Annotated in this window: 14 protein-coding genes; 6 read left to right on the top strand and 8 right to left on the bottom strand. The window is 71.4% G+C overall.

Translation table 11 applies throughout. The annotated features are described in order from the left end of the window. Positions 1-38 precede the first annotated feature (38 nt). Genes ACIBW9_RS17085 through ACIBW9_RS17065 form a run of 5 tightly spaced genes read right to left on the bottom strand, consistent with a single transcriptional unit; the run spans position 39 to position 5,259 of the window. The gene (locus tag ACIBW9_RS17085) at positions 39-911 is read right to left on the bottom strand and encodes a glycosyltransferase family 2 protein (RefSeq protein WP_398956473.1); all 873 of its coding nucleotides are present in this window, start codon (positions 909-911) and stop codon (positions 39-41) included. A gap of 5 nt (positions 912-916) precedes the next feature. Then, the gene (locus ACIBW9_RS17080; protein ID WP_398955700.1) at positions 917-1,696 is read right to left on the bottom strand and encodes a CDP-alcohol phosphatidyltransferase family protein; all 780 of its coding nucleotides are present in this window, start codon (positions 1,694-1,696) and stop codon (positions 917-919) included. Next, on the bottom strand, positions 1,674-2,735 hold the full coding sequence (locus tag ACIBW9_RS17075) for an iron-containing alcohol dehydrogenase family protein (protein ID WP_398955698.1): 1,062 nt from the start codon (positions 2,733-2,735) through the stop codon (positions 1,674-1,676). The genes ACIBW9_RS17080 and ACIBW9_RS17075 overlap by 23 nt, the downstream gene beginning before the upstream one ends. Beyond that, complete coding sequence (locus ACIBW9_RS17070) at positions 2,723-3,475, bottom strand: sugar phosphate nucleotidyltransferase (RefSeq protein ID WP_398955696.1); 753 nt, start codon at positions 3,473-3,475, stop codon at positions 2,723-2,725. The genes ACIBW9_RS17075 and ACIBW9_RS17070 overlap by 13 nt, the downstream gene beginning before the upstream one ends. Further along, on the bottom strand, positions 3,472-5,259 hold the full coding sequence (locus ACIBW9_RS17065) for a DUF5941 domain-containing protein (RefSeq protein ID WP_398955694.1): 1,788 nt from the start codon (positions 5,257-5,259) through the stop codon (positions 3,472-3,474). The genes ACIBW9_RS17070 and ACIBW9_RS17065 overlap by 4 nt, the downstream gene beginning before the upstream one ends. Before the next feature lie 276 nt (positions 5,260-5,535). Here ACIBW9_RS17065 and galE point away from each other — a divergent pair, with 276 nt between their 5' ends. From galE to idi, 3 genes are all read left to right on the top strand, one after another. After that, the gene (gene galE, locus ACIBW9_RS17060; RefSeq protein WP_398955692.1) at positions 5,536-6,501 is read left to right on the top strand and encodes a UDP-glucose 4-epimerase GalE; all 966 of its coding nucleotides are present in this window, start codon (positions 5,536-5,538) and stop codon (positions 6,499-6,501) included. A gap of 149 nt (positions 6,502-6,650) precedes the next feature. After that, positions 6,651-7,592, top strand: a complete 942-nt coding sequence (locus ACIBW9_RS17055) for a cation diffusion facilitator family transporter (RefSeq protein ID WP_398955690.1) — start codon at positions 6,651-6,653, stop codon at positions 7,590-7,592. A 255-nt stretch (positions 7,593-7,847) separates the two neighbouring features. After that, positions 7,848-8,441 (top strand): isopentenyl-diphosphate Delta-isomerase, encoded by a 594-nt coding sequence (gene idi / locus ACIBW9_RS17050; protein WP_115910424.1) that lies wholly within the window; start codon positions 7,848-7,850, stop codon positions 8,439-8,441. Between the two features lie 6 nt (positions 8,442-8,447). Here idi and ACIBW9_RS17045 read toward each other — a convergent pair whose 3' ends face one another. Beyond that, entirely contained in the window at positions 8,448-8,960 is a 513-nt protein-coding gene (locus ACIBW9_RS17045) for an ATP-binding protein (protein ID WP_398956471.1), read from the bottom strand. 245 nt (positions 8,961-9,205) lie between these two features. Here ACIBW9_RS17045 and ACIBW9_RS17040 point away from each other — a divergent pair, with 245 nt between their 5' ends. Then, positions 9,206-9,955: an enoyl-CoA hydratase/isomerase family protein gene (locus ACIBW9_RS17040; RefSeq protein ID WP_398955687.1), complete on the top strand. Its 750-nt coding sequence runs from the start codon at positions 9,206-9,208 to the stop codon at positions 9,953-9,955. Here the strand turns inward: ACIBW9_RS17040 and ACIBW9_RS17035 are convergent. Beyond that, positions 9,942-10,577 carry a DJ-1/PfpI family protein gene (locus ACIBW9_RS17035; RefSeq protein ID WP_398955685.1) on the bottom strand — a complete coding sequence of 212 codons (636 nt, stop codon included), beginning with the start codon at positions 10,575-10,577 and terminating at the stop codon, positions 9,942-9,944. The two genes, ACIBW9_RS17040 and ACIBW9_RS17035, sit on opposite strands and share 14 nt — an antisense overlap. 10 nt (positions 10,578-10,587) lie before the next feature. Further along, a complete protein-coding gene (locus ACIBW9_RS17030; protein ID WP_398955683.1) occupies positions 10,588-11,553 on the bottom strand; it encodes a GlxA family transcriptional regulator in 966 nt (321 codons plus the stop codon). A gap of 113 nt (positions 11,554-11,666) precedes the next feature. Between ACIBW9_RS17030 and ACIBW9_RS17025 the strand changes: the two genes are divergently transcribed. Together ACIBW9_RS17025 and ACIBW9_RS17020 are read left to right on the top strand one after the other, a co-directional pair. Beyond that, on the top strand, positions 11,667-12,536 hold the full coding sequence (locus ACIBW9_RS17025; protein ID WP_398955680.1) for a hypothetical protein: 870 nt from the start codon (positions 11,667-11,669) through the stop codon (positions 12,534-12,536). 612 nt (positions 12,537-13,148) lie between these two features. After that, positions 13,149-13,280: an LPFR motif small protein gene (locus ACIBW9_RS17020; protein WP_344400315.1), complete on the top strand. Its 132-nt coding sequence runs from the start codon at positions 13,149-13,151 to the stop codon at positions 13,278-13,280. Positions 13,281-13,339: the final 59 nt, after the last annotated feature.

Here is a 13,339-nt window from a genome sequence, read left to right as displayed (position 1 = left end):
TTGGCCGGGTGGGGCGATTGCTCACAGGAACGAGCTTGTCAGATCACCGGAGGTCGGCCCAGCCGGGTCAGCCGCCACACGGTACGCCACTTCATCGGCCTGCGTGGCCCGCAGGGAGTCGTCCAGCCTTCCCTGAACCCGCCGAACCATGCCTTCAGGGCGGGCCGCGAGGGGCGGCGGACGAGGGTGAGCAGCAGCCAGACCCCGAGGTAGACCGGGACCAGCGGGGCCGGAAGGTTTCGGCGGGCCAGCCAGACCCGGTTGCGGGCGACCATGCGGTGGTAGACCGCGTGCCGCGAGGGCGCGGTAGTCGGGTGGTACAGCACCATGTCGGACCGGTAGTCGATCATCCAGCCCGCGTCGAGGGCCCGCCATGCCAGGTCGGTTTCCTCGTGGGCGTAGAAGAATTCGTCCGGGAGTCCGCCGACTTCGGCAAAGACCTTGGTACGGACGGCGTTGGCGCCGCCGAGGAAGGTGGTGACCCGGGAGGAGCGCATCGGGTCGGCGGCGCGCAGGCGCGGCACGTGGCGGCGCTGGGTGACCCCGGTGTCGGGGTCGGCGATGCGGAAGCTGATGATGCCCAGCTTCGGGTCGGCCTCGAAGGCCCGGCGGCACAGCTCGGCGGTGTCGTGCTGGGCGAGGAGTCCGTCGTCGTCGAGGAACATCAATATGTCGACGTCGCGGCCGCTGGGGCCGAAGGCCTCGACGCCGACGTTGCGGCCACCGGGGATGCCGAGGTTCTCCGGCAGCTCGATCGTACGGACGCCCTCGGGGACGTCCGGGACGGGCGAGCCGTTGCCGACCACGACCACCTCGACCGTGTCGCCGTCCTGCTTGGCGACCGAGTCGAGCAGGGCGCGGAGCTCGTCGGGGCGGTTGCCCATGGTGATGATCACCGCGCCGACCTTCATGCCGCTCACTTCAGCCTGCTGGAGGCGAGGATGGACACCAGGTGCAGCAGGGTCTGCAGCAGCGCGATGCCGGCGAGTACGGCGACGCCGAGGCGGGAGAAGAACAGGTCGCCGCGCACCTGGTCGACGACGGCCAGGGCCAGGATCAGCAGGGACGCCTCGATGCCGAGGATCAGGCGGTGGAACTTGAACGCGGCAGCGGCCCGGCGGGCCAGCGCCATGCCGGAGGAACGCATCTCGGCGGCGGCTTCCTGGACCGGCGGCTTGCCCGTCTGGTGCCGGGCGACACCGACCAGGTCGGTCTCGGCCTTGATCAGGATGGCGCCGAGCGCGGCCAGGGTGCCGAGGAAGGCCCACAGCCAGTCGATACGGCCGCTGCCCCACAGGTCGGCGGCGCGCAGCCCGAAGCCGACGAGGACGGCGGCGTCGGTGAGGTAGGCGCCGACCCGGTCCAGGTAGACGCCGCTGAGCGAGTACTGCTTCTTCCAGCGGGCGATCTCGCCGTCGACGCAGTCGAGGAGCAGGTACATCTGCACGCAGACCACGCCGAGCACGGCGCCCGCGATCCCCGGCACCAGCAGGGCCGGGGCGGCGAGCACACCGAAGACGGTCATCAGATACGTGAGCTGGTTGGGCGTGACCCTGGTGTTCACCAGGTAGCGGTCGACCCGCAGGGACACCTCACGCATGTAGAGGCGTCCCATCCAGTGCTCACCGCTGCGCCGGTCCTTGACCCCTGCGGGGTGGACGACCGGACGGAGTTCAGCTACCGATGGCCTTGACATAGTCGGCGTAGATGTCCTTGATCTGGTCGGTTTTCAGGTCGAGGTGTTCGAGGATGGTGTAGCGGCCGGGCCGGGTCTCCGGGGCGAACTCCACGGCGCGGACGAACTCGTCCACCGTGAAGCCGATCTCCTCCGGCAGCACCGGAAGCCCGTGCCGGCGCAGCACCTCGGCCGTGTACGCCGACTCCTCGTGCGCGCCGCGCAGATACATCGCGAAGGCGGCGCCGAGGCCGCACTGCTCGCCGTGGCTGGCGGCCCGCTTGGGGTAGAGCAGGTCGAAGGCGTGGTTGATCTCGTGGCAGGAGCCGGAGGCGGGGCGCGAGTCGCCGGAGATCGACATCGCGATGCCGGTGAGGACCAGCGCCTCGGCGAGCACCTGGAGGAAGTCGTTGTCGCCGATGCCGCCGGGGTGGCGGAGCACCGCCTCGCCCGCCTGACGGGCCATGGCGGCGGCGAGGCCGTCGATCTTCTCGCCGTTGACGCGGTGGGACAGCTCCCAGTCCGCGATCGAGTTGATGTTGGAGACCGCGTCGCCGATGCCGGCGCGCACGAACCGCGCCGGGGCCTGGCGGATGACGTCGAGGTCGATGACGGCCGCGATCGGGTTGGGCACGCCGTAGGAGCCGCGGCCTGCGTCGTTGTCGAGGGTGGCCACCGGCGAGCACAGCCCGTCGTGCGCGAGGTTCGTCGGCACGGCGACCAGCGGCAGGCCGACCCGCGCCGCGGCGAACTTGGCGCAGTCGATGATCTTGCCGCCGCCGAGGCCCACGACCGCGTCGTAGCGGCCGGCCTTTATGTCGCCGGCCAGCCGCACCGCGTCGTCGAGGGTGCCACCGCCGACCTCGTACCACGTGGCACCGGGCAGGGTCGGGGCGATGCGCTCGCGCAGCCGGGCACCGGAGCCGCCGCTGACGGCGACGGCGAGCCGGCCCGAGGTCGAGATGCGCTCGTCGGCGAGCACGCAGGCCAGGTCGTCGAGGGCACCCGGACGGATGTCCACGACGAGCGGCGAGGGGATGAGCCGGGTCAGTACTGGCACGCGATCTCCCGTCCGCGGGCGAGATCGTCGTGGTTGTCGATCTCGACCCACTTGACGTCGCCGATCGGCGCCACGTCGATCCGGAAGCCGCGGTTCACCAGTTCCTGGTACCCGTGCTCGTAGAACTGCTGCGGGTCGGTCTCCCAGACCGCCTTCAGGGCGTCGGCCAGCTCGGGGGCGGCGTCGCCCTCGATGAGGGTCACGCCGATGTACTCGCCGGTCGCCTCCGCCGGGTCCATCAGCTTGGTGATCTTCGTCATGCCCTGCTCGGGGTCGACGACGACCTTCATCTCCTCGTCGGCCAGGTTCTTCACCGTGTCCAGGGCGAGGATGATCTTCTTGCCCTCGCCGCGCGCGGCGAGCAGCGTCCTCTCCACGGAGACCGGGTGGACGGTGTCGCCGTTGGCGAGGATCACACCGTCCTTGAGGGCGTCACGGCCGCACCACAGGGAGTAGGCGTTGTTCCACTCCTCGGCCTTGTCGTTGTCGATGAGGGTGAGCTTGAGGCCGTACTTCGCCTCCAGGGCGGCCTTGCGCTCGTACACGGCCTCCTTGCGGTAGCCGACGATGACGGCGACCTCGGTCAGGCCGATCTCGGCGAAGTTGCCGAGGGTGAGGTCGAGAACCGTGGGTTCGCCCTCTATGCCCGCGGGGCCCACCGGCACCAGCGCCTTGGGCAGGCTGTCGGTGTAGGGGCGCAGACGGCGTCCGGCGCCGGCCGCCAGCACGAGGCCGATCATGCGGGTTCTCCTTCATCGTGTACGGCGGGGGCCCCGGAGGACACCCAGAAGTGGATGCTCTCGACGAGCACCACCAGGGCGACGGCCACGGCGAGCACCGCGAGCGCGACCTTGAACTGCGAGGCGGTGAGCGCGGCGGCCAGGACGGTGACCAGCAGCGTCCGCCCTTCATGCCCCCCGATGGCGCGCACCAGCCAGGCCGGGGGCGCTCCGGCGTTGCCGCGGATGCGGTACACCGTGTCGTAGTGATGGTAGGCGACGGCCGCCACCAGCCCGAAAGCCGCGAGAAGCGCCCTGTTCACGTCCGCTTCGGCCGCCAGGATCAGGACGGTGCCGTATTCGGCGGCGCGGAACAGCGGCGGGACGAGCCAGTCGAGGGCGCCCTTCAGCGGGCGGTGCAGAGCCTGACCTGCGGTGTTCGCGTACACGAGGGCGCCGATGACGGGGGCCCAGGTCACCCCGGAGAACAGGGACACGGCGAGAACGACCGTGCCCGCCAGGGCGATCAGAAGTGAACCCCCGAGCTGGCGGGGGGTCACACGGCCCAGGAAGGAGGCGAGCGGACCGTTGTCCGCGAGGTCAGCCAGTGCCTCCGCCGCCCGGTCCGTGCGCTGCGCCTTGCGGGTCAGCGACCGCAGCACCCGCCCCGCCGTGGTGTACGTCGCTGCGCACGCGCAACCGATGAGCAGCACGTAGAAGGTGACGCGGGGTGTCGTGACCGCCGTCAGGACCGCGATCATCGCCCAGCGCTCACCGATCGGCAGCACGATCATGCGGCGCACCCACACCGTCCAGCCGACGCTGTCCAGCCTGCCGGAAAGGGCCGCCGTGGGGCTGGTGTTGGCGGTGGCGTCGTGGTTGGCCTCGTTGAAGGAGAAGTCGACGACGTGCCGCCAGATCTGCAGGAGTATCGCGCCGAGCGCCAGCGCCCATACGTCGTCGCCGCCGCGGGCCGCTCCCAGCGCCAGGCCCGCGTAGTAGGCGTACTCCTTGGCCCGGTCGAAGGTGGCGTCCAGCCAGGCGCCGAGCGTGGAGTACTGCAGGGAGTAGCGGGCCAACTGGCCGTCGGTGCAGTCCAGTACGAAGGACGCGATCAGCAGGACGCCCGCGGCGACGAAGCCCGTCCGGGTGCCGGTGGCCGCGCAGCCCGCCGCGATCAGCGCGGTGAGCAGGGAGGCGGTGGTGACCTGGTTGGGGGTCAGGCCGCGGCGGGCGCACCAGCGGGCGATGTGGCGGGAGTAGGGGCTGATGAAGAACGTGGTGAAGAAGCCGTCGCGGGACTTCACCGCCGACTTCAGGCGTACGGCCTCGTCGTCGACGTTCGCGACGGCCTGCCGTGCCTCGTTGCGGGACTGCGGGTCGGTGGGGACGGCGGCGACCAGGCTGCCGAGTTCCGGGCGGTGCACATCGGCGCCGTCGCTGTCGAGGGCGGTGACGATGCGGTCGGCGAGGCTGTCGACGGCGAGTGCCGTACCGCCGCCGGCCGAGTTCTCGCGGGCCATGGCACGGGTCAGGGTCTGGCGGCCGGCCGGCTGGGCCGTGACGGCGCCCGGGATCGCGACGAGCGGGAAGCGGGGGTCGGTGAGGCCGAGGCGCAGGGCGTGCAGATGGCCCACGAAGCGGGCGTCGACCACGGCGACCCGCTGGTCGCCGGGGACCTGGGCCAGCAGTGTCTCGGCGTCGGCGGTGTCGGCGGCGATCCGTACGTCGAAGCCGAGGGACCGCAGATCGCCCTCGATCGACGATCCGGGGACCGGCTGACCGGTGAGGATGGCGGTCGACAACCGAACTCACTCCCTGGGTGCCGACGCGCCGGCGCCGGTCATGTGCATGGTTGGCGCCCCTTGGCTGCACCAGGCGGGCGGCATGTCGGCAGAGGCTATCGGATGTCGGGGGAGCGGAGTTCACCGCCCGTTCACGGGCCGATCAACGCCGTCTCCTCTGGCCTTTGCCGTGGTCATCATCGGTGATCCGGGGTCCCGCCGACAAACCGCGGTGCCCAGATCAGGCATCCGGGACATTGGGCAGCGCCGGATGGGGTCGGCATAGGGTGGGCGACCATGACATGGCTGATCACAGGCGGAGCGGGATACATCGGGGCCCATGTGGCGCGGACCATGACCGGCGCCGGGGAGCGCGTCGTCGCACTCGACGACCTCTCGGCCGGGGTCCCCGAGCGGCTGCCGGCGGACGTGCCGCTCGTCGTGGGCTCGACGCTCGACGGCGACCTGCTGAAACAGGTGTTCGCCGAGTACGGGGTGACCGGCGTCGTCCACCTCGCCGCGCGCAAGCAGGTCGCCGAGTCCGTGGCGCTGCCCACCCGCTACTACCGGGAGAACGTCGGCGGTCTCGCGACGCTCCTGGAGGCGGTCGCCGAGGCCGGGATCGGGAAGTTCCTGTTCTCCTCGTCCGCGGCCGTCTACGGCAACCCCGATGTGGACCTCATCACCGAGGACACAGCGTGCGCGCCGGTGAACCCGTACGGCGAGACCAAGCTCACCGGTGAGTGGCTGGTCCGGGCGGCGGGCCTGGCACACGGAATCTCCACGGTCTGCCTGCGCTATTTCAACGTGGCGGGCGCCGCCGCACCCGAGCTGGCGGACACGGGCGTCTTCAACATCGTCCCCATGGTCTTCGACCGGCTCACCCGCGACGAGGCCCCGCGGATCTTCGGCGACGACTATCCGACGCCGGACGGCACCTGCATCCGCGACTACATCCACGTCGCCGATCTGGCCGAGGCGCATCTGGCCGCGGCACGGCGGCTCGCCGGCCGCAGCGGTGACCTCACGGTGAACATCGGCCGCGGCGAGGGCGTCTCCGTCCGCGAGCTGATCACCGTCATCGGCGAGGTGACCGGCGACCGGCGACCGGCCGTCGTCGAGGGCCGCCGCCCCGGGGACGCGCCCCGCGCGGTCGCCTCCGCCGCCCGTGCGGCAGCGGAGCTCGGCTGGACCGCACGGCGCGGGGTGCCCGAGATGGTCGAGTCGGCGTGGCAGGGCTGGCTGCTGCACCACGGCAGGTGACAGCGCGGCACGGGAGGTGAGGCTGCCCTGACCTGCATATCGTTTACGCAGGTCAGGGCACATGACAACGGTGTTCAGTGCCGCGTTGCCCGATACCCCCCGCCCGTAGTTCACTGTCATCCCGGGCGCAACACAGGAAGGCGGCTGCCATGGGGGCTGGGCACGATCACGGGCACGGGCACTCGCATGCCCCGCCCAACGGTACGGCAGCGGCGGCGTACCGCGGGCGGCTGCGCGTCGCGCTGTCGATCACGCTCACCGTCATGGTCGTCGAGATCGTCGGCGGTCTGCTCGCGGACTCGCTCGCGCTGATCGCGGACGCCGCCCACATGGCGACCGACGCCCTCGGCCTGGGCATGGCGCTGCTGGCGATCCACTTCGCCAACCGCCCGCCGAGCGGCAACCGCACCTTCGGGTACGCCCGCGCCGAGATCCTCGCCGCGCTCGCCAACTGTCTGCTGCTGCTCGGCGTCGGCGGCTACGTCCTGTACGAGGCGATCCAGCGGTTCTTCACCCCGGCCGACACCGCGGGCGGGCTGATGATCGTCTTCGGTGCGATCGGCCTGGTCGCGAACATGATCTCGCTGACGCTGCTGGTGCGCGGCCAGCAGGAGAGCCTGAATGTGCGCGGGGCGTTCCTTGAGGTCGCCGCCGACGCGCTCGGCTCCCTTGCCGTGATCATCTCCGCGCTGGTGATCCTTGCCACCGGCTGGCAGGCCGCCGACCCGATCGCCTCGCTCGTGATCGGCCTGATGATCGTGCCGCGCACCTGGAAGCTGCTGCGCGAGACCCTGGACGTCCTGCTGGAGGCGGCCCCCAGGGACGTCGACATGGCGGACGTACGCGCCCACATCCTGGACCTGGACGGGGTCGAGGACGTCCACGATCTGCACGCCTGGACGATCACGTCCGGGATGCCGGTGCTGTCCGCACACGTGGTCGTACGTTCAGACGTCCTGAGCGCGATCGGCCACGAGAAGATGCTCCACGAGCTCCAGGAGTGCCTCGGCGACCACTTCGACGTGGCCCACTGCACCTTCCAGCTGGAACCGGGCGGGCACGCGGAACACGAGGCGAGGGTGTGCCATTGAGGCAGGTGTGCCGCCACTTGGCCGGAATGCAGCCGTCCGGCGTGACCCGGCGTCGTTAAGCCTCACAGCGTTGCCCCGGACGGTTCCCCGCCGACCGGCAGGGGCACGATCAACTACCGGGCCCTTCTTCCGGTCTTCAACCGGTGACGGCCGTGCCCGCGCCGTGCGCGGGACATGCGGGCGCGCCGCGAAGTGCCGGGAGTGCCGGATTCGTACGGCAGACTTGGGGCGCGAAGACCGATGTGAAGGATGGGTATGCCGATCACACCTGCTACCGCGACGCACACTTCGTCGAACGGCGCCGCAGACGCGATTTTGCTGGAACTGGTCGACGAGAACGGCGTCACGATCGGCACCGCGGAGAAGCTCGCCGCCCATCAGCCGCCGGGGCAGCTGCACCGCGCCTTCTCCGTCTTCCTCTTCGACGAGCGCGGCAGACTGCTGCTGCAGCAGCGGGCCCTGGGCAAGTACCACTCCCCCGGCGTGTGGTCCAACACCTGCTGCGGCCACCCCTACCCCGGCGAGGCGCCCTTCGCGGCGGCGGCCCGCCGCACGTACGAGGAGCTGGGTGTGTCCCCCTCGCTGCTCGCCGAGGCGGGCACGGTCCGCTACAACCACCCCGACCCCGACTCGGGCCTGGTCGAGCAGGAGTACAACCACCTGTTCGTCGGCATGGTGCAGGCGCCGCTTCGGCCGGACCCGGAGGAGGTCGGCGCGACGGCCTTCGTGACGCCCGCGGAGCTCGCGGAGCGCCACGCCAAGGACACCTTCTCTTCCTGGTTCATGACCGTGCTGGACGCGGCCCGCCCGGCCGTCAGGGAGCTGACCGGGCCGTCGGCCGGCTGGTGACCTCCGTCAGAGCACCCGCAGGGGTTTGAGCGGCAGGGCGGCCCAGATCACCTTGCCGCCGCTCGACGTGTGCTCGACGTCGCACACCCCGCCCGCCTCCCGGGCGACCTCGCTGACCAGGAGCAGCCCCCGGCCGCCCTCGCCGCTGTGGTCGGTCTCCAGAGCGGTCGGGCGGTAGGGGTGGTTGTCCTCCACGGACACCCGCACCCACTCGGCGCCGACGGCGACCTCCACGGCGAGCATCGGCGAGAGCAGCGCCGCGTGCCGGACGGCGTTCGTGACCAGCTCCGAGACGATCAGCAGCAGGCCGAACACCAGATCGTCGGAGACGGGCACCCCCTGGCGGTGGAGCAGGTCCCGCACGGCGTGCCGCGCCTGCGGGACGGAGGCCTCGATGGCAGGGGCGGTGAACCGCCAGACGCCTTCGTACGGCAGCGGGTCCGCGGGCGGCCCCGGGTCGCGGGGCTCGTAAGCGCCGCCTTCTGGGCGTGGGCCGGACCCGCGCCCATGGTTGTCCATCGTCCGGTCGCCACCCTTGCGCTCGATTGTCACCACACGTCGAGTGTTGGGAACGACCCACGGCACTCCGGATGACTGAACACAAGTCAGCAGGTATCGAGCACTTATGACCGTTGGCGTATGACACGGTCAGTTGTGGGACTGGTCCTGTCACGCTTCAGCCGACTTCGCGAACTCTTCGGGTTGTACGGGTTAGGACGCCCCCTTCTTGATCACCTGCCCGGCGCTGCGGCTAGCATCCGGCCATGGAGCCCCAGCTGCTGCACAGCGTCACCGACTCGGTCGCCACCGTCGTCATCCACCACCCGGCGAAGCGCAACGCCATGACGGCCGCGATGTGGGCCGCCCTGCCGCCGCTGCTCGACACTCTCGGGGCGGATCCGGGCGTACGGGCTCTGGTGCTGACCGGGGAGGGCTCGACGTTCTGCGCGGGCGCCGACATCTCCACGCTGCAGGGGTCACCGGAGGAGGCGCAGGGGCTCGCGGTGCGGGCCGAGGAGGCGTTGGCCGCCTTCCCGAAGCCGACGCTGGCCGCGATCCGCGGGCACTGCGTGGGCGGCGGGTCGCAGCTGGCGGCGGCCTGTGATCTGCGCTTCGCCATGGAGGGGGCGCTGTTCGGGGTGACGCCGGCGAAGCTGGGGATCGTGTATCCGGCGTCCTCCACGCGCCGTCTGGTGTCGCTGGTCGGTCCGGCCGCCGCCAAGTACCTGCTGTTCTCCGGCGAGTTGATCGACGCGGAGCGGGCGCTGCGCACCGGGCTGGTGGACGAGGTGCTGCCGCAGGGCGAACTCGCCAAGCGGGTCGCCGAGTTCACCCGGATCCTGGTGTCGCGTTCGCAGCTCACCCAGGCCGCCGCGAAGGAGTTCGCGAACGGGCGCACCGACCGGGACGCGTACTGGACGCAGCAGGCGCGCGGCAGCGGCGACACCGTGGAGGGAGTCGCCGCGTTCCTGGAGCGCAGGCAGCCGCGCTTCACCTGGACTACGTCAGGATGAAGCGGCTCTTGGAGCGGAACTCCTCGACGAGGTGCGCGGGCGCCTTCTCGGGGGAGCCGGCGTCGTAGGGCGGCTGCGGGTCGTACTCGGTCAACAGCTGGACGGCCTGGGCGTGTTCGTCGCCGGCGATCCGCCCGAGCAGGGTCAGGCCCATGTCGATGCCGGAGGAGACACCGGCCGCGGTGACGTACTTGCCGTCGAGGACCACCCGCTCCCCCGTGGGCTCGGCGCCGAACTGCTTCAGGAAGTCCAGGGCCAGCCAGTGGGAGGTGGCGCGCCGGCCCCGAAGGAGCCCGGCCGCGGCGAGCAGCAGGGAGCCCGTGCACACGGATGTCGTCCAGGTGCTGGTGGCATCGGCGGTGCGCAGCCAGTCCAGGAGGGTCTCGTTCTCCATCTGCGGGGTCTGTCCTGGGCCGCCCGGGACGATCACGATGTCGGGGCGCTCCACCTCGGCCAGGGTCTTGTCCGCGACGATCGCGAGGTTTCCGGTGTCGGTGCGGACGGGACCGGTGCGTTCGGCGACGAAGACGGTCTCCGCGTCGGGAAGGCGCCCCAAAGTCTCGTACGGGCCCACGGCGTCCAGAGCGGTGAAGCGGTCGAAGAGCAGGACGGCGATCTGCATCGGGTTCCTTTCAGGGGGTGGGTACGGGGCGGAAGCGGCGGCGGTACTCGGCCGGGGCGGTGCCGAGGGTCCTGACGAAGGCGCGGCGCATGGCCTCGGGGGTGCCGTAGCCGCTGGCACGGGAGATCTCCTCGATGCCGTCGGCCGTGTCCTCCAGGAGGCGGCGGGCGTGTTCGAGGCGGACGCGGTCGACATAGCGGCCCGGGGTCATGCCGGTCTCCGCCTGGAAGGCGCGGGCGAAGTGGCGGGGCGAGAGGGCGGCGCGGGCGGCCAGGGACTCGACGTCCAGGTCCCCGTCGGGATGCTCGGTGATCCACTGCTGGACCTCGCGCAGCGGTTCGCGTCGGGCGGTCTGGGCGGCGAGCTGCGCGCTGAACTGGGCCTGGTTGCCGGGCCTGCGCAGAAAGACGACCAGGTGGCGGGCGATGGTCAGCGCCACCTCCCGACCCAGGTCCTCCTCGACCAGGGCGAGCGCGAGGTCGATGCCGGAGGTGACACCGGCCGAGGTGAAGACGTGGCCGTCGCGCACATAGACGGGGTCGGGGTCGACCTCGACGGACGGGTGGTCGCGGGCGAGCTTGTCGCAGTACGCCCAGTGGGTCGTGGCGCGGCGCCCGTCCAGCAGGCCAGCCTCCGCGAGCAGGATGGCGCCGGTGCAGACGGAGACGAGGCGCTCGGCGCGCGGGCCGCACTCGCGCAGCCAGCCGGTCAGCCGTGGGTCACGCCCCGGACGGCGGGTGCCCTGGCCTCCCGGCACCAGAAGGGTGTGCGGGGCGGGCGCGTCCGCGAGTGCCTGGTCGGGTACGAGGGTCAGGCCGCTGGAGGTGCGGACGGGTGCGCCGTCCAGGGAGGCCGTACGGAGGCGGTAGCTGCCCGGGCTGTGCAGTTCGGCGCCCGCGAAGACCTCGAGGGGGCCGGTGACGTCGAGGCTCTGGACGCCGTCGAAGAGGACGAGCAGGACGGTTCGCTGCGGCATACCCACGATTCTTGGCAGCCGGGTGGATGGCCGCAATGACGGGTTCCCCACCTTTCCTGCCATCCGGTACGCGGCACTGGAGCCCGTACCGACCAGTCGGTAACCTTCCCGGCATGACTACTGCCGCCCTCGATCCGCATGCCGGTCGCCGCTGCCACAACGCGCTCAACTCCCTGCACGCGACGTACTACTTCTCGCCCGACCTGGGCAGGGAACTGGGCGCTCTCGGCATCACGCACCCGAGGGCCGTGAACTTCGCGGCCCGGGCGGCCGCGCTGGGGCCGGTCGGCCCGGGCACGGTGGCGGCAACGTTCTACAACTACAAGTACGAACTCGTGGCTCGGTATGTGCCCGCCGTGTGGGAGACCGCCACGCCCGGCCAGATCCTGGCCGCACGCGCGCGTGCCGTGGACGCCACCCTGCGGCGCCTGCTGGGCGAGGACACCGTGGGGTCCGAGGAGATGGCGGAGGCGGCGCGGCTGGCGCTGCGGGCCGCCGAGGCCTGTTCGCGCGCGGCCAGGCCGCTGTACTCCGCGTATGCCGACCTGCCGGTGCCCGACCAGCCGCACCTGGCGTACTTCCACGCCGCCACACTGCTGCGGGAGCACCGGGGCGACGGGCATCTCGCCGTCCTGATGTCCGCGGAGCTGGACGGTCTGGAGGCCGTGGTGACCCACACCGCGACCGGCAAGGGCATGTCGCCGAAGTGGGTCTTCGGCAGCCGCGGCTGGAAGCAGGAGGACTGGGACGCGGCCAGCGGGCGGCTGCGCGAGCGCGGTCTGCTGGACGAGGCGGGCGAGCTGACGGAGCGGGGCGTCGCGCTGCGGGCGCACATCGAGACGGAGACGGACCGCCTGGACCGGGCACCGTACGAGCACCTGGGGCCAGGGGGCGTCGCCCGCCTGACGGAGCTGGCAGCGGGCTTCGCCCGAGCCGCCCTCGCCGCCGGGGCCTACCCGGCGGATCTGATCGGCAAGGGCTGACGAAAGCCCAGGCAGAGGCCGTCACCCGGCCGACACAGCACGGGACAGGCCTCGCGCGGGTCGCGCTCGCCGCCGAGGCCCATCCCGCCGATCTGACCAGCAACAGCTGACAAGACCCAGACACAAGGCATCACCCGGCCGACACACCACGGAACAGACCTCAAGCGGACCGCACCCGCCGCCAACGCCCATCCCGCCGATCTGACCAGCAACAGCTGACAAGACCCAGACAGAGGGCATCACCCGGCCGACACAGCACAGAACAGGCCTCGCGCGGGTCGCGCTCGCCGCCGAGGCCCATCCCGCCGGTCTGATCGGCAAGCCCTGGCGTAAACGCCAGGCAGAGAGCATCACCCGGCTCGACGAAGCACGGGATCGCGGGGGTCGCGCCGCCGCCAGGGGCCCACTCCCGCGGATCTCATTGGTAAGCGCTGATGAAAGACCGCGGCAGAAACCGTCGCCCGGCCGACGAGGCCGGGTCCGCGCGGGCCGCACTCGCTGCCCTGGCCCACCCGACAGATCTGATCGGCAAGCACTGACGAAACACGGGTACCCGGACCTCGCCCCGGTCGCCTCGGCCGGGTGGAAACCGGGAACAGAGAGGGGAATTTCGTGTTCCGCGCCATTGCAGACGTGCTGCGACAGATCGGCGGAGCGATCGCCACCGTCGTCACACTGCCCTTCCGGGCTGTGGCCCGGCTCTTCGGCGGAGCCTCGAGTTCCGCGCGGGGCCACGGGGCCTGATTCCGCCGTCCCGCCTCGCCGGTTGCCGCCCTGATCCCCGACTGTCGGTGCCGCCTGCC

Source organism: Streptomyces sp. NPDC049541 (assembly GCF_044465725.1).
Lineage (GTDB): Bacteria > Actinomycetota > Actinomycetes > Streptomycetales > Streptomycetaceae > Streptomyces.
The sequence above is the reverse complement of the archived record's forward strand: the minus strand, read 5'-3'. Positions and strand labels throughout refer to the sequence as shown.

Coding starts and splice junctions, on each gene's coding strand:
- ACIBW9_RS17085 (WP_398956473.1), bottom strand. CDS start 911: ATGAAGGTCGGCGCGGTGATCATCACCATGGGCAACCGCCCCGACGAG.
- ACIBW9_RS17080 (WP_398955700.1), bottom strand. CDS start 1,696: ATGTCAAGGCCATCGGTAGCTGAACTCCGTCCGGTCGTCCACCCCGCA.
- ACIBW9_RS17070 (WP_398955696.1), bottom strand. CDS start 3,475: ATGATCGGCCTCGTGCTGGCGGCCGGCGCCGGACGCCGTCTGCGCCCC.
- galE (WP_398955692.1), top strand. CDS start 5,536: ATGACATGGCTGATCACAGGCGGAGCGGGATACATCGGGGCCCATGTG.
- ACIBW9_RS17055 (WP_398955690.1), top strand. CDS start 6,651: ATGGGGGCTGGGCACGATCACGGGCACGGGCACTCGCATGCCCCGCCC.
- idi (WP_115910424.1), top strand. CDS start 7,848: ATGCCGATCACACCTGCTACCGCGACGCACACTTCGTCGAACGGCGCC.
- ACIBW9_RS17045 (WP_398956471.1), bottom strand. CDS start 8,960: ATGGACAACCATGGGCGCGGGTCCGGCCCACGCCCAGAAGGCGGCGCT.
- ACIBW9_RS17040 (WP_398955687.1), top strand. CDS start 9,206: ATGGAGCCCCAGCTGCTGCACAGCGTCACCGACTCGGTCGCCACCGTC.
- ACIBW9_RS17035 (WP_398955685.1), bottom strand. CDS start 10,577: ATGCAGATCGCCGTCCTGCTCTTCGACCGCTTCACCGCTCTGGACGCC.
- ACIBW9_RS17030 (WP_398955683.1), bottom strand. CDS start 11,553: ATGCCGCAGCGAACCGTCCTGCTCGTCCTCTTCGACGGCGTCCAGAGC.
- ACIBW9_RS17025 (WP_398955680.1), top strand. CDS start 11,667: ATGACTACTGCCGCCCTCGATCCGCATGCCGGTCGCCGCTGCCACAAC.